At 75.5% G+C, this 25,908-nt stretch carries 20 protein-coding genes; 13 read left to right on the top strand and 7 right to left on the bottom strand.

Annotated features, from left to right (window positions below):
• Window positions 1-9 precede the first annotated feature (9 nt).
• The 5 genes from ACN261_RS03475 (at window position 10) to ACN261_RS03455 (ending at window position 7,479) form a co-directional block, all read left to right on the top strand.
• Window positions 10-840 carry a patatin-like phospholipase family protein gene (locus tag ACN261_RS03475; protein ID WP_421483917.1) on the top strand — a complete coding sequence of 277 codons (831 nt, stop codon included), beginning with the start codon at window positions 10-12 and terminating at the stop codon, window positions 838-840.
• Window positions 840-1,859, top strand: coding sequence for a 1-acyl-sn-glycerol-3-phosphate acyltransferase (locus ACN261_RS03470; RefSeq protein WP_204926864.1), 1,020 nt, complete (start codon window positions 840-842; stop codon window positions 1,857-1,859). Before ACN261_RS03475 ends, ACN261_RS03470 begins: the two co-directional genes overlap by 1 nt.
• Before the next feature lie 52 nt (window positions 1,860-1,911).
• Window positions 1,912-2,232: a divalent-cation tolerance protein CutA gene (gene cutA / locus ACN261_RS03465; RefSeq protein WP_363656206.1), complete on the top strand. Its 321-nt coding sequence runs from the start codon at window positions 1,912-1,914 to the stop codon at window positions 2,230-2,232.
• Between the two features lie 48 nt (window positions 2,233-2,280).
• A complete protein-coding gene (locus tag ACN261_RS03460; protein WP_425848374.1) occupies window positions 2,281-6,213 on the top strand; it encodes an SCO7613 C-terminal domain-containing membrane protein in 3,933 nt (1,310 codons plus the stop codon).
• A gap of 114 nt (window positions 6,214-6,327) precedes the next feature.
• Window positions 6,328-7,479 (top strand): FHA domain-containing protein, encoded by a 1,152-nt coding sequence (locus ACN261_RS03455; protein ID WP_420118815.1) that lies wholly within the window; start codon window positions 6,328-6,330, stop codon window positions 7,477-7,479.
• Window positions 7,480-7,530: 51 nt separating this feature from the next.
• On the opposite strand, the gene rocD is transcribed toward ACN261_RS03455, so the two are convergent.
• The 3 genes from rocD to ACN261_RS03440 form a co-directional block, all read right to left on the bottom strand.
• Window positions 7,531-8,745: an ornithine--oxo-acid transaminase gene (gene rocD / locus ACN261_RS03450; RefSeq protein ID WP_421483915.1), complete on the bottom strand. Its 1,215-nt coding sequence runs from the start codon at window positions 8,743-8,745 to the stop codon at window positions 7,531-7,533.
• A complete protein-coding gene (ddaH, locus tag ACN261_RS03445; protein WP_421486912.1) occupies window positions 8,742-9,557 on the bottom strand; it encodes a dimethylargininase in 816 nt (271 codons plus the stop codon). Before ddaH ends, rocD begins: the two co-directional genes overlap by 4 nt.
• Window positions 9,558-9,909: 352 nt before the next feature.
• Complete coding sequence (locus ACN261_RS03440) at window positions 9,910-10,728, bottom strand: thrombospondin (protein ID WP_425848372.1); 819 nt, start codon at window positions 10,726-10,728, stop codon at window positions 9,910-9,912.
• Between the two features lie 160 nt (window positions 10,729-10,888).
• Between ACN261_RS03440 and ACN261_RS03435 the strand changes: the two genes are divergently transcribed.
• Window positions 10,889-11,695, top strand: a complete 807-nt coding sequence (locus ACN261_RS03435) for an Fpg/Nei family DNA glycosylase (RefSeq protein WP_425848369.1) — start codon at window positions 10,889-10,891, stop codon at window positions 11,693-11,695.
• A 16-nt stretch (window positions 11,696-11,711) separates the two neighbouring features.
• Here the strand turns inward: ACN261_RS03435 and ACN261_RS03430 are convergent, their stop codons facing one another.
• The 4 genes from ACN261_RS03430 to ACN261_RS03415 all read right to left on the bottom strand — a co-directional run bounded on the left by ACN261_RS03430 (window position 11,712) and on the right by ACN261_RS03415 (window position 16,315).
• The gene (locus ACN261_RS03430) at window positions 11,712-12,578 is read right to left on the bottom strand and encodes an aminoglycoside phosphotransferase family protein (RefSeq protein WP_421483912.1); all 867 of its coding nucleotides are present in this window, start codon (window positions 12,576-12,578) and stop codon (window positions 11,712-11,714) included.
• Window positions 12,579-12,691: 113 nt separating this feature from the next.
• On the bottom strand, window positions 12,692-13,639 hold the full coding sequence (locus ACN261_RS03425) for a hypothetical protein (RefSeq protein ID WP_425848367.1): 948 nt from the start codon (window positions 13,637-13,639) through the stop codon (window positions 12,692-12,694).
• A gap of 126 nt (window positions 13,640-13,765) precedes the next feature.
• Complete coding sequence (locus ACN261_RS03420) at window positions 13,766-15,136, bottom strand: FAD-dependent oxidoreductase (protein WP_425848364.1); 1,371 nt, start codon at window positions 15,134-15,136, stop codon at window positions 13,766-13,768.
• 39 nt (window positions 15,137-15,175) lie between these two features.
• Entirely contained in the window at window positions 15,176-16,315 is a 1,140-nt protein-coding gene (locus ACN261_RS03415; protein WP_421483909.1) for a carboxylate-amine ligase, read from the bottom strand.
• 204 nt (window positions 16,316-16,519) lie between these two features.
• Between ACN261_RS03415 and lysX the strand changes: the two genes are divergently transcribed.
• The 7 genes from lysX to ACN261_RS03380 all read left to right on the top strand — a co-directional run bounded on the left by lysX (window position 16,520) and on the right by ACN261_RS03380 (window position 25,885).
• On the top strand, window positions 16,520-19,882 hold the full coding sequence (lysX, locus tag ACN261_RS03410) for a bifunctional lysylphosphatidylglycerol synthetase/lysine--tRNA ligase LysX (protein ID WP_425848362.1): 3,363 nt from the start codon (window positions 16,520-16,522) through the stop codon (window positions 19,880-19,882).
• Window positions 19,879-20,583, top strand: a complete 705-nt coding sequence (locus ACN261_RS03405; RefSeq protein WP_425848359.1) for a DUF998 domain-containing protein — start codon at window positions 19,879-19,881, stop codon at window positions 20,581-20,583. The genes lysX and ACN261_RS03405 overlap by 4 nt, the downstream gene beginning before the upstream one ends.
• A complete protein-coding gene (locus tag ACN261_RS03400) occupies window positions 20,580-21,410 on the top strand; it encodes an alpha/beta hydrolase (RefSeq protein ID WP_425848357.1) in 831 nt (276 codons plus the stop codon). The genes ACN261_RS03405 and ACN261_RS03400 overlap by 4 nt, the downstream gene beginning before the upstream one ends.
• Before the next feature lie 10 nt (window positions 21,411-21,420).
• The gene (locus ACN261_RS03395; protein WP_421483905.1) at window positions 21,421-21,732 is read left to right on the top strand and encodes a DUF6412 domain-containing protein; all 312 of its coding nucleotides are present in this window, start codon (window positions 21,421-21,423) and stop codon (window positions 21,730-21,732) included.
• A 126-nt stretch (window positions 21,733-21,858) separates the two neighbouring features.
• A complete protein-coding gene (locus ACN261_RS03390; protein WP_421483904.1) occupies window positions 21,859-22,599 on the top strand; it encodes a YidC/Oxa1 family membrane protein insertase in 741 nt (246 codons plus the stop codon).
• Between the two features lie 75 nt (window positions 22,600-22,674).
• Window positions 22,675-24,108, top strand: a complete 1,434-nt coding sequence (locus ACN261_RS03385) for a carbohydrate-binding protein (RefSeq protein WP_425848354.1) — start codon at window positions 22,675-22,677, stop codon at window positions 24,106-24,108.
• 214 nt (window positions 24,109-24,322) lie between these two features.
• Window positions 24,323-25,885, top strand: a complete 1,563-nt coding sequence (locus tag ACN261_RS03380; protein ID WP_425848353.1) for a cellulose binding domain-containing protein — start codon at window positions 24,323-24,325, stop codon at window positions 25,883-25,885.
• The last annotated feature ends 23 nt before the right edge of the window (window positions 25,886-25,908 follow it).

The following is a 25,908-nucleotide window of genomic DNA, read 5'->3' as shown; positions in this document are numbered from 1 at the left end:
ATGAACGGCATGAGTGGCGGTCCGGTGGCGTTCGTGCTCGGCGGCGGGGGAGTGCTCGGCGCGGTCGAGGTGGGCATGCTGCGCGCCCTGTTCCGGGCCCGGATCCGTCCCGACGTCGTGCTCGGCACCTCGATCGGCGCGGTCAACGGCGCGCTGGTCGCCGCCGACCCGTCCGAGGCGGTCACCGACCGGCTGGTCCGGCTGTGGGCGTCCCCGGAGGCCAGCGAGGTGTACGGCGACTCGGTCGCCCGGCAACTGCGCCGCTTCGCCGCCCGTACCCACCTGCACTCGCCCCGGCCGCTGCGCAAGCTGCTGGAGGGGGAGTTGGGAGCGGACACCACCTTCGCCGACCTGAAGGTGCCGTTCCGCTGCTGCGCGGCCAACATCGAGCGGGCCGCCGAACACTGGTTCCACACCGGACCACTGGTGTCGGCGGTGCTCGCCTCCGCCTCCGTACCGGGGCTGCTGCCACCGGCGCAGATCGACGGCCAGCACTACATAGACGGCGGGATCGTCAACTCGATCCCGATCGGCGAGGCGGTCGCCGTCGGCGCGACGCAGATCTTCGTCCTCCAGGTGGGGCGGATCGAACGGGAGCTGACGCCGCCCCGCCGGCCGTGGGAGATCGCCCAGGTCGCGTTCGAGATCGCCCGCCGGCACCGGTTCGCCCGGGAGATGGCCGCCCTGCCCGAGGGGGTACGGGTGCACGTCCTGCCGACCGGCGGGCTGGAGCCGCGCGACGACAGCCCGTGGGCGTACCGGGACATGGCGGCGGTGGGACGGCGGATCAGCCGCGCGTACACCGCGTCCCGGCACTACCTGGCGGGCCTGGACCGCTGATGCCGCTGCCCCCTCGGTGGGTACGCCGGCTGCTGTTCGCGCCCGGGGTGATCCTGCTCGCGGTCACGGTGCTGACCACGGTGCCGGTCTGGGCGCTGCTCGCGCTGGCCGCGTCGCCGTTCGTGCCGGGCCGGTTGCGCCCGCTGCGGCTGCTCTGGATCGGCTGCGTCTACCTGGTCTGGGACGCCGCCGCGCTGGTCGCCCTCTTCGTGCTCTGGCTGGCCTGCGGGTTCGGCAGGTGGAAGCGCACGCCGGCCTTCCAGCGGGCGCACTACGTGCTCGCCGGCTGGTTCCTGCGGGCGCTGTTCTGGCAGGCCCGGTGGACGCTGCGGCTGAGCATCGACGTGGTCGGCACCGACCCGGACACCGCCCTGCCCGGCCGGCCGGAACTGGTGCTGTGCCGGCACGCCGGCCCGGGTGACTCGTTCATCCTGATCCACTCCCTGGTCAACTGGTTCCAGCGGGAGCCCCGGATCGTGCTCAAGGAGACGCTCCAGTGGGACCCGGCGATCGACGTGCTGCTCAACCGGCTGCCCAACCGGTTCATCGCCGCCGGTGACGGCCGGAACGAGGCGGTCCGGCAGATCGGCCACCTGGCCACCGGGCTGGACGACGACGACGCCTTCGTGATCTTCCCGGAGGGGGGCAACTTCACCCCCGGCCGACGCGTACGGGCCATCTCCAAGCTGCGCGCGCTCGGGCTGGAGCGGATGGCGGTGCGTGCCGAGCGGATGCAGCACGTGCTCGCCCCGCAGCCCGGCGGGGTGCTCGCCGCCCTGGACGCCGCCCCGGAGGCCGGCGTGATCTTCGTGGCGCACACCGGCCTGGACCGGATGCTCACCGTCGCCGACGTGTGGCGCGAACTGCCGATGGACAAACGGATCGTGATGCGGTTCTGGTCCGTGCCACCCGAGGACGTCCCGACCGGCCGGCAGGAGCGGATCGACTGGCTCTTCGACTGGTGGGACCGGATCGACAGGTGGATCGCCGACAACCGGGACAGCGTGACGGCGCGGTGAACGCACCGTGACGGTCGACCGGTTCGCCGCCGTTCCCACGTAAGGTGCGCAGGTGGACCAGATCTGCGTGGTGACGACGGTGGTGGACTCGCGCTCCGTCGCGGACCTGATGGCGGCTGCCGCGGTGGCCGGGCGACTGGCCGCCTGCGCCCAGGTCGGCGGCCAGGTCGACAGTACGTACTGGTGGCGGGCCGGGGTGGAGACCAGCACCGAGTGGTCGGTGCAGTTCAAGACCGCCCCCGACCGGGCCACGGCGCTGGTCGCCCAGATCCGGTCCAACCATCCCTACGAGGTGCCCGAGATCCTGGTCACGTACGCCGAGAGCGGCGACCGGGCATACGCCACCTGGGTGCACGAGAACACCCGTACCTAGGTACGGGCACTCTGGCCGCCGGTTGCGACCCACCGTCAGGATGGCCGGGTGCAGAACACCGGTTACCCCTGCCCCCGCTGCGGAGCACCCGCCGAGCTGACCCGTGGGTGCGCCGGCTGCGGGCTCGGGCCGTACCCGCCCGCCGCCGAGGTGGTCCGGTTGGATCAGGAGATCGTCGCCCTCGGCCGGGAGGTCGAGCGGGCCCGGCAGGCGTACCAGGGGCTCGGTGGCCGACTGCTCGCGGCGCAGCGCCGGCGGGCGGAGCTGGCGGCCAGCATCCGCCGGGAGATCCCCGCCCCGGTCCCGGCCGGCGCGGCGGTCCGCCCGCCCGCGCCGGCAGCCCGCCCCGCCGCGCCGGCCGGCACCCCGGTCGCCGCGCCGGCCGCACCCCCGACCGCTCCGGTCGCGCCCCCGACCGCTCCGGTCGCGCCGCCGGTGCGCCCGGGGACGCCGGCACGGCCGGAGGTGCCCGCCCGTGCCGTGCCACCGACCGGGCCGGTGCCCCCGCAGGTATTGCCGGACACTCCGGGTCGCCCGGAGACGTCCACCCGGACGATCCAGTGGCTGCTGTTCGTCCTCGGCGGCCTGCTGCTGGGCACGGCGGCGGTGGTCTTCACCGCCGTCGCCTGGGCCACCGTCGGGGTGGCCGGACGCGCGCTGATCCTGGCCGCGTTCACCGCGCTCGCCCTGGCGCTGCCACTGGTGGCGAAGTGGCGTGGCCTGCGCGGCACCGCCGAGACGTTCGCCGCCGTCGGCCTGCTGCTGGTGGTCCTCGACGGGTACGCCGCCTGGTCGGTGAACCTGCTCGGCACCGCCGGCTGGCCGGGCACCCGCTACGCCGCCGTGGTCGCCGGGGTCAGTGCGGCCGTCGCCGCCGGGTACGCCCTGCTCAGCCGGCTCACCGTGCCGTGGTTCGCGGCGCTGTTCGTGGTCCAGCCGGTGCTGCCGCTCGCGGTGGCGCAGTCCCGTCCGGGAGCCACCGGCTGGACGCTGACCTTCCTCGGCGTGGCGCTGCTCGACCTCGCGGTGGTGGTCGTGCTGCGCCGCCGCTTCCCGGCTCCGGCCGGGTCCGATCCCGCCGCTGCGGTGCCGGCCGCAGCGGTGCCACCCGTGGCGGCCACGGCCGTCGCGGGTGCGGGGGGAGGGGTGGTGGTGCCCGCCGGGGGGTCGGGCACCACCACCGCCCCGGCGGACGGGGGTCCGGCGGCCGGCGGGGGGCCGGTCGCCGGGCCGTCCGGTTCCGTGCTCGCCGGCCGGGTGCTCGGCTGGCTCGGCTTCGGTGCCGCGCTGACCGTCGCCGCGAGCTGTGCCCTGGTGCCGCTGGCGCTGGGTCGCGCCGGCGGTCAGCCGCTGCTCGCCGGCCTGCCGTTGCTCCTCGTCGGCCTGGTCCTGGCCGGTGCGGCCCGGGTCGCCGGAGCGCCGGTGTTCCGGCAGATCACCGCCGGGCTGCTGGTGCCGCTGCTGGCCGTGGCGGTGCTGCGGCCGGTGGCGGAACTGCGGGCCGGGTTCCTGCTGCTCGCCGTCGGCCTGGTGGCCGCCGCCCTGGCCGCTGCCGTCCGCCTGGTGCCGCAGCGGCACCGCACCGGCCCCCGGGTCGGCGCACTGCTGGTCGCGGGCGGTGCCACCCAGGTCGTCGTGCTCGCCACCGGGGCCGTGGCGACGCTCGCGGTGGACCGGTCCCTGCCCGCCTGGCAGGGCGCCGCCGCCGGACCCGACCTCGCCTGGGGCTGGCAGCTGCCGCTCGTCGTCCTGCTCACCGCCGGTGCCGGTCTCCTGCTGCTGCCGAGGTCGGCCCGCCCGGTGACCGTACTGCCGGCGGTGGTGCTCACGGCTGCGGCGCTGCCGGCGGTGACGGTCACCCCGTGGCCGGCCACCCTCGCGGTCGACCTGGTCGTCGGCGCGGCGCTGCTGCCGGTCGCGGTGCTGCGCGGCCGGCGCGCCCCGACCGTGCTGGTCGGCGCGGCGGGGGCTGCGGTGCTGCTCGGGCACGGCCTGCTGGTGGCCTCGGCCGCCCCGGTCGGGATGCTGGTGGCGCTCGGGGCGGTGCTGGCCGCCGGGCTGGCGGTGGCGCTGCCCGGCCGGCCGGCGAGCGCCGTCGCGGGCCGGGTCGCCGGGGTCGCGCTGACGGTCGCGCTGCTCACCGTGCCGGCCGCCGCGTCGGTCGCGTCGCGGGCCGTCGGGGCGCCGGCCTGGTGGCAGCTGCGGGCCGGGTTCGTCGCCGCCGTGCTGCTGCTGGTCCCGCTGCTCGCGCTGCGTCGCCGCCGCCCCGACCTCGCCGGGTACGCCGGCACCGCGCTCGCCCTGGCGCTCGCCGCCGTGGTCGTGCCGAGCGTCGTACCCGGTGGGGAGCCGTTCGCGCTCTACGCGGCGCTGGCGGTCGTCGCGCTGGTAGCGGCCGACCGGCGGACCGCGCCGGTGACCCCGGGCCGGGTGGTCGGCACGGTGCTGGCCGGCCTGGCGCTGGCCGCCGTCGCGCCGGTGGCCCTGGCCGCGCTCGTCGCCCCCTACGGTGGGCCGGTGCGGCCCTGGTCGGGGGTGCCGACGGGGGACGGTCCGCCCGGTGCCCCCACGGCCGGGGCGGCGCTGCTGGTCCTGGCCGGCACGGCCGCGCTGGTCGTCCACCGGCACACCGGTGGGCGGTCCGGGGCGGCCGTCGCCGCGCTGCCGTTCGGGGCGGCGGCGTTGCCCGTGCTGCTGCTCGGCGCGGACGCCCCCTGGCCGGTGGTGCCGGCGGCGGTGCTGCTCGTCGGGATCGCCGCCCTGCTCACCGCCACGCTCACCGGCCCGGCCCGGCCCGCCGCCCCGGGCACGGCCGTTCCCCCCGGGACCGCGCCAGCCGTTCCCCACGGGACCGCGCCAGCCGTTCCCCACGGGACCGCGCCGGCCGTTCCCCACGGGACCGCGCCGGCCGTTCCCCCCGGGACCGCGCCGGGAGTCCCCCACGGGGCCGCGCCGGGCGTTCCCGGAGCCGCCGTGCCGGCCCCGGCCCCCGGACGTGGCCGGGCGCTGCTGGTGCCGGTGACCACCCCGATCGGTCTGCTGTGGACGGTCGCCGGCCTGGTCGGGCTGCTCGCCACCCGGGCCGGCACGCTGGCCGGGCTCGCCCTGCTGGTGGTCGCGGCGGCGGTCATCGGCGCGATCGGCCGGCGGGCCGAGGTACGGCTGCTCGGCTTCCTGACCGCCGTCGCGGCGGCCACCGGGTTCGCGCTCACCGCGCCGCTGGCCGCCGACCTGCCGCTGCGCACCGCCGGTTTCCCGGTGCTCGGGGTGGCGGTGGCGGTGCTCCTCGGCGCACCCGCGCTGGCCCGACGCGGCTCGTTCACCGTACGGGCGCTGGAGGTCGCCGCGCAGGCGGTGGCCGTGCTCGCCCTGCTGCTCACCGTCGGCGCGATCCGGTACGCGGCGGTGATCTGCGTGCTCTGGGGAGCCGCCGCGGCACTGCGGGTGCTGTACCCGGGCCGGTCGGCCGGCCGGCGGTGGGCCTTCGGGGCGGTGGCCGGTGGCAGTGAGCTGCTCGGCGCGTGGCTGCTGCTGATCAGCGGCGAGGTGGTGCTGCTGGAGGCGTACACCCTGCCGGCGGCCGGGTTGACCCTGGTGGCCGGGCTGCTCGCGCTACGCGCCCGACCCGGGTTGACCAGCTGGCTCGCCCTCGGCCCCGGGCTGGCCGCCGGGCTGCTGCCCAGCCTGGTGTCGGTGCTGGTGGCCGCCGACCCGCAGCCGTGGCGGCGGCTGCTGCTGGGCGGTGCCGCCCTGGCCGTGGTGCTGGTCGGGGCGGTGCGGCGCTGGCAGGCCCCGGTGGTGCTCGGCGGGGGTGCCCTCGTCCTGCTCGCGCTGCACGAACTGGTCCGGGGGTGGGACCTGCTGCCCCGCTGGATCTACCTGGCCGTCGGCGGGCTGGCGTTGATCACCCTCGCCGCCACCTACGAGCGGCGTCGGCGTGACGTGGCCCGGCTGCGCGCGGCGGTGGGCCGGATGGGTTGACCCGGGCACCGGTAGGGTCGTGCCAGGGCAGCGCCTGTTCACCCCGGCGGGCAGGTGCCGACCGGGCCCGGCGGTGGCGGCCCGGCCGATCGACGACATCCTCCGGAGCGCGCGATGAGATTCGAGATCAGCAAGGTGCTGGACGCCATCGAGGGGCGGGTCTGCACCGATCCGTCCCTGGCCCGAGCGGTACTCGACCTGGCCGAGGTGATCCGCTACCAGGATCTCGACGGTGGCCGCCCGGCGAGCCTGCTGCGGCTCGGCATGGTGATCGACGCGCTCTCCCGCGAGCTGGCCGAGGACAGCGTCCCGGTCTACGCGATCGTGCACCGGGCGCTGCTCTCCGACGCCGACCTCACCTCCAACGAGCGGATGGTGGTCCGCCGCTGGGCCGACGACGGCCTGGTCGAGGTGCTCGACAACCCGGGTGACCGGATGCTGGAGGTGGCCGACCTGCTCGGCCTGCCCGTGGTCAGCCGGGTCCGGTTCGACGGCCTGCGCGGCCGGTTCCCGTGGCTGGTGGAGCAGCCGGGGCGGGTCGTCGCCCCGGTGCCCGGCGCGGGTGGCCCGGCCTTCGTCGCGCACGTCGGGGGCGGGCACACCCCGGTCGAGGGTGACCGGTCCCCGGTCGGCGGGCAGTTGCTGGCCCGCACGTGGCGCTGCCCGGAGCCCGGCTGCGCGCTGTTCGGCGGCGGCGGGGGCGGTGGGGCGTTCGCCGACCTGGCCCGGGTGGACCGGGCCCCGGCGGGCCAGCCGCCGCCCGCCCTGCGCAACGGCGTGCCGACCTGCCCCCGGCACGGTGCCCGGCTCTCCGACGCCGGGCCGCGCCCGCGCAGCGAGGTGCTGGCGATCCGGATCGGTGGCCTGATCCGCCGCCGGTTCGTGCTCACCGAGGACGAGCCGGTGACTGTCGGTCGGGCCCCCGAGGAGACCGGGGGCGTGATGCTCGGGCAGTGGCTCAACGACGAGGCACGGCGCTGGATCAGCCGGGCGCACGTCCGCTTCGAGCTGCGCGTCGGCGAGGTCATCGTCACCGACGTGAGCACCAACGGCTCCGGCATCCGGCCGAACGGTTCGATGGCCGAGGCCGACCGCGTCCCGCTGACCCCGAAGCAGTCCCGGGTGCTCGGCGGCGCGGACATGGTGGAGCTGTACCCCGGGGTGCAGGTCGGCCGGGCCCGGGAGCTGCCCACCGGTGCGGCGTTCACCCCGACGTCGGTGATGGCCGAGGCGCCCACCATGGCGATGCGGCTGCCCCGCAACTGACCCGGCGGCGGGGCGGGCGTCGGGACCGGACGCCCGCCCCGCCGCGGGAGGTCAGCCGGCCAGTACGGCGGCGAGCTGCGCCACCGCGTGGTCGATCTCGTCGGAGGTGATGACCAGCGGCGGTGCCAACCGGATGGTCGAGCCGTGGGTGTCCTTGGCCAGTACGCCCCGGTCCATCAGCCGCTCGCACGCCTGCCGGCCGGTCATCAGCGCCGGGTCGATGTCCACCCCGGCCCACAGCCCGCGCACCCGCACCGCCACCAGCCCGCTGCCGAGCAGCCCCTCCAGCCCGGCGCGCAGCCGCTCGCCCAGCTCGGCGGAGCGGCGCTGGAACTCCCCGGTGGCCAGTAGCCGGACCACCTCGGTGGCGACCGCACAGGCCAGCGGGTTGCCACCGAACGTGGAGCCGTGCTGGCCCGGCCGGAGCACGCCGAGCACGTCGGCGTCCGCGGCGACCGCGGAGACCGGCACGATGCCGCCGCCGAGCGCCTTGCCCAGCAGGTACATGTCCGGTACGACGCCCTCGTGGTCGCAGGCGAAGGTGCGCCCGGTCCGGCCCAGCCCGGACTGGATCTCGTCGGCGATGAACAGCACGTTGCGGTCGGTGCAGACCCGACGTACGCCCGGCAGGTAACCCTCCGGCGGCAGCACCACGCCCTGCTCGCCCTGGATCGGCTCCAGCAGCACGGCGACGGTGTTCTCGTCGATCGCCGCCTCCAGCGCCGCCAGGTCGCCGTAGGGCACGACGGTGAACCCGGGGGTGTACGGCCCGAAGTCGGCGCGGGCGTCGGCGTCGGTGGAGAAGCTGACGATGGTGGTCGTCCGGCCGTGGAAGTTGCCGTCGGCGACGATGATGTTCGCCTGCCCCGGGGCGACCTTCTTGACCTGGTAGCCCCACTTGCGGGCCACCTTGATGCCGGTCTCGACCGCCTCCGCGCCGGTGTTCATCGGCAGCACCAGGTCCTTGCCGCAGAGCGCGGCCAACTCCCGGCAGAAGTCGGCGAACTGGTCGTGGATGAACGCCCGGCTGGTCAGGGTGAGCCGGTCGAGCTGTTCGTGGGCGGCCCGGATCAGGGCCGGGTGCCGGTGGCCGAAGTTCAGCGCCGAGTAGCCGGCGAGGCAGTCCAGGTAGCGCCGACCGTCCACGTCGGTGAGCCAGGCGCCCTCGGCGGAGGAGATCACCACCGGCAGCGGGTGGTAGTTGTGCGCGGTGTACCGCTCCGCGTCCCGCACGGCGGACGGGGTCCGCAGCATGTCCTCGATCACTGGCTCGCCTTTCCCTGACGGAGTCGCAACGTGCAGCACTTCGGTCCGCCGCCGGCCTTGCGCAGCTCGGACAGGTCGACACCGATGGTCTGGTAGCCCCGGTCGCGTAGCTGCGCGGCCAGCCCGGTGGCCTGCGCGGGCAGCACCACGTGCCGGCCGTCGCCGACCGCGTTGAGGCCGAGCACCTCCGCGTCGGCCATGGTGGCGTGGACGGCGTCCGGGTAGAGCCGGCGCAGCACCGCCCGGCTGCCGGGGGAGAACGCCTCAGGCAGGTACGCCACGGTCCGCTCGTCGAGCACGGTCAGCGCGGTGTCCAGGTGGTAGAAGCGCGGGTCGACCAGCTGCAGGGTGACGACCGGGTAGCCGAAGACCTCCTGCAGTTGGGCGTGCGAGGCGTGCGCGGTGCGGAACCCGGTGCCGGCGAGCAGGTGGTCGCCGACCAGCAGCACGTCCCCCTCGCCCTCGTTGACGTGCTTCGGGTCGTACACCTCGAAGCCGGCGGCCTCGAACCAGGCCCGGTAGGCGGGGGCCTCGTCGGCGCGCTGCGGGTCGCGGAACTGCACCGCCATCGCCCGGTCGCCGATGACCGTGCCGCCGTTGGCGGCGAAGACCATGTCCGGCAGGCCGGGGACCGGGTCGATCAGCTCGACGGTGTGGCCGAGGTCGAGGTAGGTGCGGCGGAGCTGCTCCCACTGCCGGACCGCCAGGGCGGCGTCGACCGGCGCGGTCGGGTCCATCCACGGGTTGATGGCGTAGTCGACGGCGAAGTACGTCGGCCGGCACATCAGGAAGCGCTGGCTGGTGGCGTCCATCGTCATTGTCCTGCTCCCGGGGTCGGGCGCGCCCGGCCTCCGTGGCCCACGGGCTGGCGCCGTGGCTCAACGGTATGCGCCCCGGCCGTACGACAACCACCGCCGAACCGTGCGTCCGGCGGTGGTTCGTTGCGTGTGACCCGACCGCGCCGGCGATCCGTTGCGTGGAGCGCACGCGAAGGGGCCGCCACCCCGGCGGAGGTGACGGCCCCTGTGCGCATCGGTGGCGGCGAACCGCTGCCCCCGAACGGGTGGGTGCCCGGCTGGTGAACCACCAGAGCTGGTCGGGCGGTGCCGGCGAGCCGGCTGGTCCAACGTCGCCGGCGAACCGCCGGCGAGATCAAATGTGCCCTCAGAACCGGTCCACAAACTGTGAGTCAAGCCACTCCCGGAACCGGGCCACCCAGTCGCCGTCGGTGGTCGGCCAGTCGAACTGGCCGGTGAAGGCGAGCACGCCCAGCACCACCGCGGTCAGGCCGACCAGGATGCCGACCAGCGCGTCCGTGGTGCCGGCCACGTGCCGCCGGCGGGTCGCGATCAGCCCCAGCACCGAGCAGACCGCGCCGAGCGCGCCGAGGGCGATGCCGTACCCGGCCAGGGTGCCGGTGAGCACGAACGCCGCGCCCACCACCGAGACGATCAGACCGAGGGTGGCGAGCAGGCTGGTCCTCGGCTTCGGGCCGGCCACCACCGGCAGCTGCGGGTCGGCCCCGTCGGTGTCCACCCGGTCCCGGTCGGCGGGGCGGGGGGCGGCGGGCGGGGGCGGCGCGACGGGCGTCCGGTCCCGGTCGACCGGCCGGTCCGACACCGGACGCGGCGCGGGGTCGGTGACCCGGATCGGGTCGGTCGGCGTACGCGGCTCGTCGTCGACGGTCGTGGAGCGGGCGGCGGCGGCGCTCCGGGTGCCGTCCACGGCGCTGCGGGCGGTCGCCGCCCGCGCCAGCGCGCCGCGCTCGGCCGCCCGCCGCTCGTCGTCGGCCCCACGTTCGGCGGCGCGGCGCGCCGCGTCGGCGTCGCGCTCGCCGTCCGTGGCCAGCGACCCGCTGCGGTACGTCGCCCGGTCGGCGTCCCGGTCGGTCACCACCGGCTGCCCGTCACGCGCGTCGACCACCCCGTCGCCGTTGCTGTCCTGCGTCGCCGTCCGGCGGCGCAGGAGGGAAGAAACGTTCACCACCACACCTCCTCGTCGATGCGTGCAGCCCTCGGAAGGGTCGGTGGCCGCCACGCGGGAACACCCTCGATGTACCCCGTCCGTCGATCGACCACACTCCGGGCGACCCGGACGGCACCGTCGCCTGTGGGGTCGGGTCGTCGGGCTACCCTTGGCACCCGTGCCAGAGGGACACACCATCCACCGCCTCGCGACCCGCCACGCCGAGCTGTTCGCCGGCGACAAGGTCACCGTCAGCAGCCCGCAGGGCCGCTTCACCGAGGGGGCCGCGCTGCTCTCCGGCACCGTCCTGCACGGCACCGAGGCGTACGGCAAGCACCTGCTGCACCACTACGCCGACGAGCGCACCCTGCACGTCCACCTGGGCCTGTACGGCAGGTTCACCGACGGGGACGGCGAGCCGCCCGTACCGGTGGGGCAGGTCCGGCTGCGGCTGGCCAGCGACCGGCACTGGCTGGAGCTGCGCGGACCCACCGCCTGCGAGCTGCTCACCCCGCCCGAGGCGGCGGCGCTGCGCGACCGGCTCGGCCCGGACCCGCTGCGCGCCGACGCCGACCCCGACCGCGCGTACGCCCGGATCGGGCGCAGCCCCACCCCGCTCGCCGCGTTGCTGCTCGACCAGTCGGTGGTGGCCGGCACCGGGCTGATCTTCGTGACCGAGGTGCTGTTCCGGGCCGGCCTGCGGCCGACGCTGCCCGGCCGGCAACTCACCCCGGCCGGCTGGACGGCGCTCTGGGCCGACCTGGTGGCGCTGATGACCCTGGCGGTGGCGCGCGGCCGGATCGACACCGTCCGCGACGCCCACCTGCCCGAGGCGATGGGTCGCCCAGCCCGGGTCGACCGGCACGGTGGCGAGGTGTACGTCTACCGCCGGGCCGCCGCGCCCTGCCACGTCTGCGGCAGCCCGGTCAGCCGGGGCGAGCTGGCCGGCCGCAACCTCTACTGGTGCCCCACCTGCCAACGCTGACCCCGGCCGGGGGCGGCTACGTGCCGTCGACGAGCCAGCGGGCCACCTCGACCTGGTTGGTGAAGACCGTGTCGCCGTCCAGGCTCCAGGCCAGGCAGTGCGCGATCGTCCAGCCGACCACCCGGTCCCGGTCGAGGCCGAGCGCAGCGGTGACCCGGTCCAGCCGACGCCGTACCGCCTCGGGGGAGTGCCCCAGCTCGACCCCGCGCACGATCGGCACCACCGCGAACTCCCGTTCGCCCAGCAGCGGCTTCGGGTCGATCACCAGCCACGGCTCCCGGGTGGCCCGCAGCACGTTGCCGGCGTGCAGGTCCTGATTGACCAGCACCTGCTCGCCCTGGGTGTCGACCAGCCGGTCGAGCTGGTCCAGCGCCGCGTCGACCAGCCGCCGCCCGTACGGCCGGCCGGCCCGGTCCCACTGCTCGGGCAACCGGTGCCGCCAGCCCGTCGCCTCCTCGGCGAGCGGGATGAACGGCCCGGCCGGCCGCCGCCACAGCCGGGGCAGCAGGCCGGCCACCACGTCCACCGCCTCGTCGGCGGGCAACTCGTGCAGCGGGGAGCCGGGCCGGCACCGCTCCACCAGCAGCGCCCGCCGCTGCGGGTCGTGGGCGATCAGCCGGACCGCCCCCTCGCCGTCCCAGTGCGCCAACGCGTCGGCCTCGTGCCGGCTGTCCGGGGCCGGGTACTGCAACTTCAGCACCGCCGGGGTGCCGTCGGGCAGGTCGGCGGGCATCGCCAGCGAGGCGAACGCGTACGGGAAGGGCGGCCCGAGCCGCAGCGACCACTGCTGTGCGCACTCGTCCCGCCACCGGGCCAGCGTGGCCAGCCACTCCCGCCCCTCCGGCGTCTGCCGCACCCACGACAACCCCGCCGGAATCTCCACCCACCCATTGTGCGGATCGGGGAGAGTCGTTGCTGCCCCGGCGACGACGACTCTCCACGGAGAACGCGACGACCGGGTGCGCCGGGCGGCAGGCGGTGAGGCGGGTGGGCTGGTCAGGGACGCCAGCCGGCGGCGGTCAGTGCGGCGCGCAGTTGGGCCGCCACCTCGTCGGGACGGTGGCGGACGTCGAAGGCGGTGAACCGCAGGATCCGGTCCCCGGAGATCCACACCCCGTTCTGCCGGCGCAGGTCGGCCGCCCAGTGCCGGACGTCCATGTGGTGTGCCCCGTCGACCTCGACGTGCAGGCCCCACTGCCGCCAGTAGGCGTCCAGGTAACGCATCCGTCCGTCCGCGTCACGCCGGCGTTCCTGCAACTCGGGGCGCGGCAGGTGGTAACGGCGGCAGAGGCTGACCAGGTCGATCTCGGACAGTGCCTCCGCCCCGCCGGCCAGGTCGGCGACGGTGGTGCCGATCAGCACCGACCGGCGGAGCCGGGGCAACCGGCGGGCCACCGCGTCGAGTTCCCCGGGGGTGACCCTCCGCTGCTGGCAGCCGGCCGCCAGCACCGCCTGCGCGTCGTCGTCGCTGCGCATCCACTGAGCTGCGTCGATCAGCGAGCGGGCCATCGTGGTGCGGTCCGGCCGCCCCCGTTGCCGGTCCTCGTCGCCCAGGTGCCGGGTGCGTCGTACCCGCACCGCCGGCATCCCGAGGGGCAGCCGGCGCAGCAGGTCAGGGGCCTGCCGTTGGTACGGGATCAGCACGTCCACCGCCTCGTGCCGCCACCGGCCGCGCAGCCCGCCCGCCTGGGCCGCCGCGAGACCGGCCAGGACGGCGTCGGCACCGGCGGCCAGCACCGCCACCCAGCGTGCCTGGTCGACGGTCACCGGGCCGCCGCCGACCCGCAGGATGCCCCGGCACACCCGCTCCCACCGGCCGGTGGCCAGCAGGTGCCGTACCCGGGCGGGGGTGAGTTCGGTGGTGGCCTGCGCCCAGCTCACCACCCCGGCCTGCGTGAAGAGCAACCAGTCGAGGGCGGCATCGTCGTCTCCGGGCATCCGCATCCGCCGAGCAGACCATGCATTGTGGAGAGTTGTTGTCGCTGGGGCGACAACAACTCTCCACAATCCGCGCCGCGCCGTGTGGCGGGGGCGGGGTGGTCGGCGTGGGTGCGGGAGGTGGGGGACGGGTCAGCGGTCGAGGGCGTCGACGGCCTTGCGGGCGGCGATCAGCACCGGGTCCCAGACCGGCGCGTACGGCGGGGCGTAACCGAGGTCGAGGGCGGTCATCTCGTCCACCGTCATCTCGTTCCACAGCGCCACGGCCAGCGCGTCGATCCGCTTCGCTGCCTCGGAACGGCCGACGATCTGCGCGCCGAGCAGCCGACCGGTGGGCCGTTCGGCGATCAGCTTGACCGTCATCGACTGCGCTCCCGGGTAGTAGCCGGCCCGGTTCGTCGACTCGGCGATCACCGAGACGAACTCGAACCCGGCCGCCGTGGCGTCCCGCTCCCGCAGCCCGGTACGCCCCACCTCCAGGTCGCAGACCTTCGTCACGGCGGTGCCGATCACCCCGGGGAAGGTGGCGTACCCGCCGCCGATGTTGATCCCGGCGACCCGGCCCTGCTTGTTGGCGTGGGTGCCGAGCGGGATGTGCACCGACATGCCGGTGACCCGGTGCAGGGTCTCCACGCAGTCACCGGCCGCCCAGACGCCTGGCACCCCGGGCACCCGCATCCGGCGGTCGACGCGGACCCCGCCCGTCTGGCCGAGCGGGAGGCCGGCGGCGGCGGCGAGCGCGGTGTTGGGGCGTACGCCCAGGCCGAGGACCACGACGTCGGCCGGCACCGGGCCGGCGGAGGTGACCACCGCGGACACCCGGCCGTCGCGCTGCTCGACCCCGCTGACCGTGACACCGGTAAGGATCTCGACGCCCAGCCCGCGCATCGCCTCGGCGACCAGGCCGGCCATGTCCTCGTCGACGGTGGCCATCGGCTGCTCGGCCCGCTCGACCAGGGTGACGGCGAGCCCGCGTTGGATCAGCGCCTCGGCCATCTCCACCCCGATGTAGCCCCCGCCGACCACCACCGCCCGGGTCGGCGTCGGGTCGGCGTCCAGCCAGGCCCGCAGCGCCGCCGCGTCGTCCAGGGTCTGGATGCCGAAGATGCCGTCGACGTCGCCGTCGGCCCAGTCGGGCTGGTTGGGCACCGAGCCGGTGGCGTACACCAGGGTGTCGAAGCGTTCGCGGACCTCGCCGCCGTCGTCGAGCCGGCGGGCGGTGACCTCGCGGCGGTCGAGGTCGATGCCGGTGACCTCGGTGCGCAGTCGTACGTCGATGGCGAAGTCGTCCCGGAAGGTGGCCGGGTCGCGGGCGATCAACGCGTCCCGCTCCTGCACCAGACCGCTGATCCAGTACGGGATGCCGCACGCCGAGTACGACGTGAAGTGCCCCCGCTCGAACGCCACGATCTCCAGGTCGTCGACGCCCCGGCGGCGACGGGCCTGGGACGCCGCCGCCATGCCGGCGGCGTCCCCACCGACCACGACCAGCCGCTCCGTCACGACGCCCAGTCTTCCACGCGCCGGCCGCCCCCGGGCCGGTCAGCCACGGGTCTGCCGGGCGACCTCGGCGACCACGTCCTCCAGCCGGCCCGAGCGGGCGAACACGGCCCGCTGCCGGGCCGCCCCGGTGCCGTGCCGGCGCAGCGTGGCCAGCAGTTCGGTCACCTCGGCCAGGTCGCCGTGCGCCTCAAGCGCCGGGCGGACCTGCTCGACCAGCCGGTCGACCAGTTCCCAGGCCGGGCGCAGCTCACCGTTGGTCAGGTCGACGCCGTCGCCCTCCAACCCGTCGTGGGCGGCCCGCCAGTGCGCGGCCACCAGCAGGTGGTGGTCGGTGTTCACCGGCGGGCGGCCCGCCGCCACGTCGTCCATGGCGGTGGCGACCAGCGCCCGCACCAGACCCGCCACCAGCACCGCGTCGTCCACCGACGGGCAGACGTCACCGATGCGGACCTCCACCGTCGGGTACTTCGCCGACAGCCTGGCGTACCAGTAGAGCATCCCCTCGTCGAGCATCACCCCGCTGGCGATCAACTGCCTGATCAGCCGTTCGTAGTGCTCGTAGGACTCCAGGTAGGGGGTGGGCGCCACCGACGGCCAGCGTTCCCACTCGACGGAACGCCAGCTCGCGTACCCGGTGTCGACCCCCTCGGAGAAGGGCGAGTTGGTGGTCATCGCGTGCAGCACCGGCAGCCACGGCCGGATGTGGTTGAGCACCTGCACCCCGGTGTCCGGGTCCGGTACGCCCACGTGCACGTGCATGCCGTTGTTGCCGGGGCCGGGCACCAGCAGCCGGAACCGTTCGATCATCCGGTCGAAGCGCGGCTTGTCCACCACCGGCGGCACCGGTCCCGCCACCGGTCCGGTGCCGATGGCCAGCACCCGGACGCCGGCCCGCTCGGCGGCGTCGGCCAGCGCGCCGCGCAGCACGCCCAGCGAGTGCCGGATCGAGCCCAGCTCCAACCCCGGCGGGCTGCCGATCTCGATCTGGCTGGTCTGGAACTCCCGCTCCACCTGCCCGCGCAGCTCCGCCGGCACCTGCGCCATGACCAGGTCGACGGCGGGCACCGCGGCACCGGTGTGCGGATCGACCAGGAGGAACTCCTCCTCCACGCCCACCGTGAGCCGGTCGGCCCCGGTCCGCTCCGGGGCCACCGCCCCGGCCGCCACCCCACTGGTCATCGCCATCACCGTCCGTCCCGTCCCGCCGCGGCGGGACCGCCGCGGTGCTGCCCGCCCATTACCCGCGGTGTCCGGCGGAGAAAACGCGACACGGCGCGTCGTCGCGCCTGATGCTTACCATGACCCGGTCCCGCCGACCGGTGCCGTGCCGCACCCCCCGCCCCGACCTGGGGCGGGCCGGGGCGGGGACGTGAGGGAGGCCAGGTGACCCCGACGACGGTGCCCCAGTCGGCGCCCCCGACCCCGGCGCGGCGGCCCGGCCACCCGCCCCGGCCGGCGGGGCGGGACTGGCGGCGGCAGGTGCCCCGGACGTTCGCGGCGCTGCTGTGGTTCATCGCGGCGATCTGCGCGCTGGCGGCGGTCAGCAGCGCGGCCAACGCCGAGTTCCAGCCGATCCGGACCACCATCGACACGCTGCTGGTGCCGGCCCCGGCCAACCTGGCGTACGCGGTGTTCCTCGGCACCCTCGCCGCGGCGGTGCTGCGTCACAAGCGGCTGGCGTACTGGGTGCTTGTCGTCTACTTCATCCTCAGCCTGGTCGTCGGCGTGCTGACCGGCCTGCTGCTGGTGACCGTCGGCGCGGACCAGCTCACCGACGACGCCGGCCGACGGCTGTTCACCCTGGTCGAGACCGTCGGCGTCTGGGTGGGCACCGGCTTCGCCGCCGCCGCGCTCGCCCTGCTGCGAGCCGCCCGGCGGGAGTTCTACGCCCGGGTCCGCAGCGGCAGCACCCGGCGTGCCCTCGGGGTGTTCCTCGGCCTCGCCGCGGCGGCCGTCGGGCTGGGCTACCTGCTGCTCACCGCCGTGCCCGGCAGCCTGCACAGCTGGCTGGACCGCATCGGGTACGCCATCGAGAAGGTCTTCGGCGGCGCGATCACCCTGGACGTCACCAGGCAGGGCCAGGCCCCCGGCTGGGTCAACCTGCTGCTCGGCGGGATGGGCGCGGTCGCCTTCCTGGCCGGCCTGTTCACCCTGCTGCGCTCCCAGCGCGCCGCCGCCGTGCTGCACCCCGACGAGGAGCAGCGGATCCGGGAACTGCTGGCCCGCTACGGCGACCGGGACTCGCTCGGCTACTTCGCCACCCGGCGGGACAAGGCGGCGATCTTCTCGGCCAGCGGGAAGGCCGCGCTCACCTACCGGGTGGTCAACGGGGTCAGCCTGGCCAGCGGCGACCCGGTCGGCGACCCGGAGGCGTGGGGCCCGGCGATCACCGCCTGGCTGGACCAGGCCCGGGAGTACGCCTGGACCCCGGCGGTGATGGGGGCCAGCGAGGCCGGCGCGCGGGCCTACCACCGGCACGGGCTGAAGGTGCTGCAACTGGGTGACGAGGCGATCCTGCTGGCCCGGGAGTTCGACCTGGGCGGGCGGGACATGCGCCCGGTCCGGCAGGCGGTGCACCGGGTCGAGCGGGCCGGCTACACCGCCGCCGTACGCCGGCACGCCGACATCCCACCGGCCGAGTTGGCCGACCTCGCCGCCCTGGCCACCCGCTGGCGGGACACCGAGCACGAGCGTGGCTTCTCGATGGCGCTGGGCCGCCTCGGCGACCCGGCCGACGGTGACTGCGTGCTGGTCGAGGCCCGCGACGGCGACGGCCGGGTACGGGCGCTGCTGTCGTTGAGCCCGTGGGGCGGCAGCGGGCTGTCGCTGGACCTGATGCGTCGGGACCGCACCGCCGAGAACGGGGTCACCGAGTTCATGGTGGCCGCGCTGCTCGGTGCCGCCCTGCGGCTGGGCGTCGAGCGGGTGTCGCTGAACTTCGCCGTGTTCCGGTCGGTGTTCGAGCAGGGGGCCCGGATCGGCGCCGGCCCGGTGATCCGGCTGTGGCGGCGTACGCTGCTGTTCTTCTCCCGCTGGTGGCAGTTGGAGTCGCTGTACCTGTCCAACGCCAAGTACCAGCCGCACTGGACACCCCGGTACCTGTGCTTCGGCGAGCGGCGGGAACTGGCCCGGGTCGGGTTGGCCGCCGCCGTCGCGGAGGGCTTCGTCGCGTTGCCCGGCGGCCGGCCGTCCCCGCTGTACGGCGCGCCGCCGGCCGGTGGCGCGGTGGGGTTCGTGCCGCCGGACGCGGCCACCGTGCACGCGGTCAGCCCCGAGCCGGCGCACGGGCAGCAGCCCGAGCAGGTGCGGGTCCGGCGGGCGAAGCTGGACCGGCTGCGGGCACAGGGCGTCGATCCGTACCCGGTGGGGTGGCCGCGTACCGACGACTGCGCGGCGGTGCGGGCCCGGCACGCCGGGCTGGCCCCGGACACCGGCACCGGGGAGACCGTCTCGGTGGCCGGGCGGGTGCTGCTGGTCCGCGACCACGGCCGGGTCTGCTTCGTCACCGTCCGTGACGGCAGTGGCGATCTGCAACTGGTGCTGGAGAAGGAGCTGGACCGGTGGCGGGCCACCGTCGACATCGGCGACCACGTCGGCGCGACGGGCGAGGTGTACGCCACCCGGCGCGGCGAGGTGTCGGTCCGGGTGGCCGACTGGCGGCTCACCGCCAAGTGCCTGCGTCCACTGCCGGACAAGCACCACGGCCTGGCCGACCCGGAGGCGCGGGTCCGCCGCCGTTACCTGGACCTGGCGACCAGCACCGAGGCGCGGGAGCTGCTGCGGGCCCGCAGCGCCACCCTGACCAGCCTGCGGCGGACCCTGGTGGAGCGGGACTTCCTGGAGGTGGAGACGCCGATCCTGCAACGCGTGCACGGGGGTGCCAACGCCCGTCCGTTCGTCACCCACAGCAACGCCTACGACCTGCGGTTGACCCTGCGGATCGCCCCCGAGCTGTATCTCAAGCGGCTCGCCGTGGGCGGCGTCGAGCGGGTGTACGAGCTGGGCCGGGTGTTCCGCAACGAGGGCGTCGACTTCAGCCACAACCCGGAGTTCACCGTGCTGGAGGCGTACCAGGCGTACGCCGACTACCACGACATGCGGGAGTTGGCCCGGGAGTTGATCGTCGCGGCGGCGGTGGCGGTGCACGGGGCACCACTGGCCCGCCGACCGGGCACCGGTGAGCTGGTGGACATCGGCGGTCGGTGGCCGGTGCGCACGGTGCACGAGGCGGTCTCCGCCGCGCTCGGCGAGGAGGTGACCGTCGACACCGACGCCGCCGCCCTGCGCCGCCTCGCCGACGCGGCCAAGGTGCCGTACGACCCGGGGTGGCAGCGCGCCGAGCTGCTGCTGGAGCTGTACGAGCGGCTGGTCGAGGCGCGCACCGACGTGCCCACGTTCTACCTGGACTTCCCCACCGACGTCTCCCCGTTGACCCGGCAGCACCGGTCCGATCCCCGGTTGGCCGAGCGGTGGGACCTGGTGGCGTTCGGGATGGAGCTGGGCACCGCGTACTCGGAGCTGGTCGACCCCACCGAGCAGCGGCGACGGTTGACCGCCCAGTCGCTGAAGGCGGCCGGCGGTGACCCGGAGGCGATGGAGCTGGACGAGGACTTCCTCACCGCGCTGGAGTACGCGATGCCGCCGACCGGTGGCCTGGGGCTGGGGGTCGACCGGTTGGTGATGCTGCTGACCGGCCGGTCCATCCGGGAGACCCTGCCGTTCCCGATGGTCCGTGAGTCGTCGTGAACCGTCCGCACCGTGACCCGGAGCCGGCGGCCCGCCGTGGGGGTGACGGGCACCGGGCCGCCCGGACCGGGGCGGCGGTGGCGCTGGCGCTGGCGGCGGTCTGTTACGCCTTCTGGCTGCTCGCCCCGGTGCTCAACCCGGGGCTGCGGCCGGTGGAGAGCTACCTGAGTGAGCTGGCCGCCCGGGACCAGCCGTACCACCTGGTCTTCCAGCTCGGCGACGTGACGACCGGGCTGTGCGCGACGGCGGCCGGGCTGCTGCTGGCCCGGGTGGCCCGGGAGGTGCCCCGGCCGGCCTGGTGGGGGCTGCTGGTGTTCGGCGTGGCCACCGCCGTCGACGGCGGGTACACCTCGATGGACTGCGCCCCCTCGATCGATGCCCGCTGCGCCCGGCTGGAGGAGCTGGGCGAGCTGTCCTGGCGGCACCAGGCACACACGGTCACCTCGTCGCTGGCGGTGGCCGGTGCGCTGCTCAGCGTGGTGGCGGTCCTCGCCGTGCTGCGCGGCCCGGCCCGCCGCCGGGCGGGGCTCGCGGTGGCGGTGGTGCTGGCGCTCGGCACGGTCGGCACGCTGGTCGCCACCCTGCACCCCGCGTGGGGGCTGGGCCTGTGGCAGCGGGTCCAGCTCACCGGCCTGTCCGGCTGGCTGCTGCTCACCGCCGCCGTCGCCCGGTGGGGCCCCGGCCCGGAGCGCCCCCGGTGACGGGCCCGACCACCGACGGTCCTGCGGCGCGGGCCGGCGGGCCGGGGGTGCTGCTCTGCCCGGGGATGGGGGAGGGGGCGGCGACCTGGGACCGGCTGGTGCCGCCGCTGACCGCCGCCGGGTACCTGGTGCGCCGGCTGGACCGGCCGGACGACACCCGGGTGCCGACCCTCACCGCCGAACTGGCCCGCATCGAGACGGCGGTGACCGGGCTGGACCGGCCGGTGCTGGTGGCGCACTCGGCGGCGGCGCTGCCCGCCGAGGCGTACGCCCGGCGGCATCCGGGGCGGCTCGCCGGGCTGGTGCTGGTGGACCCGAGCGTCGTGGACCCGGCCGGGGCGGCCCGGTGGCGGTGGTGGTCGGCGTGGACGGCCGGCACGGTGGCGGCCGGGGCGCCGGTGCTGGCCGGGGCGCTCGACCGGTCCGGTCTGGCCCGCCGCTACGGCCCGGGGGCGTGGCGTCGGGCGGCCCGCCGGATGAGCGTCCGCCCGCCCGACCCGGCGGCTGCGGCGGCGTACGGCCGCCCGGCGGTGCTGGTCGGGGCGCTGGTGCAGTGGCTGGCGCACCCGGCGGTGGCGGCGGAACTGGTGGCGTTGCGGGCGGCGACGGCGGCACCGACGCTGCCGGTGCGGGTGTTGACCGCGCTCGGCGACGTGCCCACCCCGGCCGGTCGGGCGGCGTGGCGGGCCGGACACGCCGCGCTGGCGGCGAGCTTCCCCGCCGGCCGGCAGGAGGTGTTCCGGGACGCCCGGCACCTGCTGCACGTGGACCTGCCGGAGGCGGTGGTCGAGGCCGTCGCGGCCCTCGGACGTGACAGCGGGTCCTAGGCTGGCGGGCGTGTCGGGGCTGCGGGTGGTGACGGGTCTGTGGGCGTACGCGCTCATCGGGCTGACCCTGCTCGCGGACCGGCCGGGTGACCTGCTGGCCGGTGCGGCGGTGGCGGCCGCGCTGCTGCTCGTCGTCCTGCTGGCGGCCCGTCCCCGGGCGGCGTCCGGCCCCGGCAGCGGGCGGCGGCGGGCGGTCGGGTTGCGTGACCGGGCCCGGCGTCGACGCGTGCCCCGGCAGGTCGATCCGGACGCGGCGGGCCGGCCCCGCCCCCGGGCACCCGGGGGTCCCCTCCCGGTCGGCTGGTCCCCGGCCGCGGGCTGATCCCGCGCGCCGTCGACCCCGACCGGTTCCGTCGTCATCCGTCCCACGGTGGACCGCCGACCGCCCTGACGGGCGGCCGGTCGCCGTCCCGTGCGGACCTCCGGAATCGGACCGAGGGGTTCCCCCATGCTCGCCTTCTCACCTGTGCACGACGCGGCCACCGCCGCGGGTTCCGTCGTCGGCTGGCTCGCCGGGCTGCTGACGCCGCTGGCCGGCGGGGTCGCCACCGCCGCCGCGATCGTGTTGTTCACCATCGCCGTCAGGCTGTCGATCTCACCGCTCACCGTCGCCCAGGTCCGTGCGGAGCGGCGTCGCGCGGCGCTCGCCCCGCAGTTGCGCCAGCTCCAGCAGCGGTACGCGGACGATCCCGCGACGTTGCAGTCGGAGATGTTGGCGCTCTACCGCCGGGCGGGGGCGTCGCCGGTGGCGGGCTGCCTGCCGGCGCTGCTCCAGGCCCCGTTCTTCCTGGTCATGTACCGCCTGTTCGGCACCGGGGACGGTGCCGGCGGGCTGCTCGACGCGCGGCTGGCCGGGGTGCCGCTGGGCTGGCACCTGGGTGACGGGCTGACCCCGTCGGTGCTGTCGGTGTTCGGGGTGCTGCTGGCGGCCCTGGCCGGTCTGGCCACGGTGCTGTCCCGGCGGGCCCGGCGGACGGCGGCCCCGGCCGACGCACCGGCCGACCAACCGGTGGCGGCGCTGCTGGCCCGGGTGCTGCCGCTGCTGCCGTACGGCACGGTGCTGCTGGCGTTGGTGGTGCCGCTGGCGGCGGTGCTCTACCTGGTCACCACCACCGCGTGGACGGTGGCCGAGCACGTGCTGCTGCGGCGGCCGCGACCGGTGCCGGTCGAAGCCATCGACGAGCGTTGACAAGTGGTGGGGCGGGAGCGTAGAAAACCGCTCAGAGAGCGCTCTCTTGCTCCCGTCCCCCAGAGAGGCATCCCGATGAACGCTGTCCCGGCGGCTCCGGTCGCCCCCACCGCCCCGCGCCGGTCCCGCCGGCTCGCCCTGGCGGTCACGCTCGCCGCCGCCACCGCGCTGACCGGCGTCTCGGTCGCCGCGCAGGCCGCCGTCCCGACGCCGCCGTCGGGGTGGAGCCTGATGTGGAGCGACGACTTCACCGGCGCGGCCGGCACCCTGCCGTCCTCGGCCAACTGGATCGTGGACACCGGCACCAGCTACCCGGGCGGCCCGGCCAACTGGGGCACCGGCGAGATCCAGACGTACACCGGCAGCACCGCCAACCTGGCCCACGACGGGTCCGGCAACCTGCGGATCACCCCGCTGCGCGACTCCGGCGGCCGGTGGACCTCGGCCCGGATCGAGACCGTGCGCACCGACTTCAAGCCCCCGTCGGGCGGGGTGCTGGCGATCGAGGGGCGGATCCAGATGCCCAACGTCACCGGCGCCCAGGCGGCCGGCTACTGGCCGGCGTTCTGGGCGCTCGGCGCCCCCTACCGGGGCAACTACCAGAACTGGCCGGGCATCGGCGAGATCGACGTGATGGAGAACGTCAACGGGCTCAACCAGGTCTGGGGCGCGCTGCACTGCGGGGTCGCCCCCGGTGGCCCGTGCAACGAGTTCAGCGGGCTGGGCGCGACCCGGGTCTGCCCCGGCAGCGCCTGCCAGGCCGCCTTTCACACCTACCGCACCGAGTGGGACACCTCGGTCAGCCCGCAGCAACTGCGCTGGTACGTCGACGGGCAGCTGTTCCACAGCGTCACCCAGACCCAGGTCGGGGCCAGCTACTGGGCGCAGATGACCGGTCACGGCGGTTACTTCCTGCTGCTCAACGTGGCGATGGGCGGCTCCTTCCCGGACGGGGTGGCCGGTGCCGTCACGCCGACCGGCTCGACCGTCTCCGGCCGGCCGATGGTCGTCGACTACGTCGCGGTCTACCGCCGGGGCGGTGGCTCCACCCCGACGCCGACCCCCACCACGCCGGGCCCGACCACGCCGCCGCCGTCGGGCACCGTGGACGCCTACTCGACGATCCAGGCCGAGGCGTTCTCGGCGCAGAACGGGGTGGCCGTCGAGAACTGCGCCGAGGGCGGGCAGAACATCGCCGCCCTGCGCAACGGTGACTGGGCCCGCTACGACAACGTGGACTTCGGCGGCAGTGGCCCGCGCGACTTCCTGGCCCGGGTGGCCTCCGGCGCGGCGGGCGGGGTGAGCGGTCTGGTCGAGGTGCGGGTGGACAGCCCGACCGCCACCCCGATCGGCAGCTTCGCCGTCGCCAACACCGGCGGCTGGCAGAGTTGGCGGTCGGTGCCGGGCAACGTGTCGGCGGTGACCGGGCGGCACACCGTCTACCTCACCTTCAGCAGCGGTCAGCCGTCCGACTTCGTCAACGTCAACTGGTTCACCTTCCGCCGCTGACCGGGCCGCGAGGGGGGTCCGCGCCACGCCGGCGCGGACCCCCTCGTCGGTGGGCTCTGGACATTAACAGTTAAGAGTCTTAATAATAGGCGCGGACGTGGACGGCCATGGATGTCGTCCCGGCGGTCCCACCCCCGGACCGCGTCCACCGGCCCGCGCAACGGGCCGGTCGCACCCCTGACGCCCCCCCGCCCCGGTCCACTGGAGGCCACCCGTGAGACTCCGCACCCCCCGCGCGGCCACCCTCGCCGTCGCACTCGCCGCCGCCCTGGTCACCGGCACGCTCGTGGCCCCACCGGCCGCGTCCGCCGCCACCGCCGCCTTCGTCCGCACCGCCAGCTGGGGCAGCGGGTACGAGGCCAAGTTCACCGTCACCAACGACACCTCGACCGCGATCAGCTCGTGGACCGTCGTGTTCGACCTGCCCTCGGGCAGCACCGTCGGCTCGTTCTGGGACGCCCGGCTGAGCAGCTCCGGCCAGCGCGTCACCGCCCTCAACCAGAGCTGGAACGGCAGCCTCGCTCCGGGCGCCAGCACCACCTTCGGCTTCGTCGTCGGCGGCACCGGCGACCCGACGAACTGCACGGTCAACGGCGGGTCCTGCACCGGCGGCGGCCCCGGCAACCCGACCGGCCCGGCCACCCCGGGCGGGCTGCGGGTCACCGGCACCACCGCGTCGTCGGCCACGCTGGCCTGGAACGCCGTCTCCGGCACGGTCACCGGCTACCGGATCTACGAGGGCGGCACGGTGAAGGCCACCGTCACCGGGACCTCGACCACCGTCTCCGGGCTGGCCGCCTGCTCCACCCACAGCTGGACCGTCACGGCGTACAACTCCGCAGGGGAGTCGGCGAAGTCGGCAGCGGTGTCGGCCACCACCACCGGCTGCACCGGCGGCAACGGCACGATGGCCGCCGCCCCCTACCTCTACCCGGGCTGGGGTGACCCGCCCGCGCCGGCGACGGTGATGGGGGCGACCGGGGTGAAGTGGTTCACCATCGCGTTCGTGCTCTCCGGCGGCGGCTGCACCCCGGCCTGGGACGGCTCCGGGCCGCTCACCGGGGGCGCGCACGCCAACACCATCGCCGCGATCCGGGCGGCCGGCGGCGACGTCATCCCGTCGTTCGGCGGCTGGAGCGGCAACAAGCTCGGCCCGAACTGCGCGTCGGCCAGCGCCCTCGCCGGGGCGTACCAGCAGGTGATCAACGCGTACGGGTTGAAGGCGATCGACATCGACATCGAGAACAGCGACGAGTTCGAGAACGAGGTGGTGCAGGACCGCATCCTCGGCGCGCTGAAGATCGTCAAGCAGAACAACCCGGGGATCAGGACGATCGTCACCTTCGGCACCTCGACCACCGGGCCGTCGTACTACGGCACCCGGCTGATCAACCAGGCCGCCGCGCTCGGCGCGAACATCGACACGTTCACCATCATGCCGTTCGACTTCGGCGGCGGGGCGAACATGTACCAGAACACCGTCAACGCCGCCGAGGGGCTGAAGAGCACCCTGAAGTCGGCGTTCGGCTGGTCCGACGCCACCGCGTACGCGCACATGGGCATCAGCGGCATGAACGGCCTGTCCGACCAGCGGGAGCTGACCTCACCGGCCACCTGGACGCAGATCCGGGACTGGGCCAAGGCCCGGGGGCTGTCCCGGTTCACCTTCTGGTCGGTCAACCGGGACCGCGCCTGCCCGGACGGGGGAGTGGTCGCCAACTGCTCCGGTATCGCCCAGAACCTCTGGGAGTTCACCTCGATCACCGCGAGGTTCTGAACACCACCGTCAGGTGGGGCCGG

The sequence above is a fragment of the Micromonospora sp. WMMD723 genome, from assembly GCF_049863385.1.
Taxonomy (GTDB): Bacteria; Actinomycetota; Actinomycetes; order Mycobacteriales; family Micromonosporaceae; genus Micromonospora; species Micromonospora wenchangensis.
This window is presented reverse-complemented; position numbering and strand designations above follow the sequence as displayed.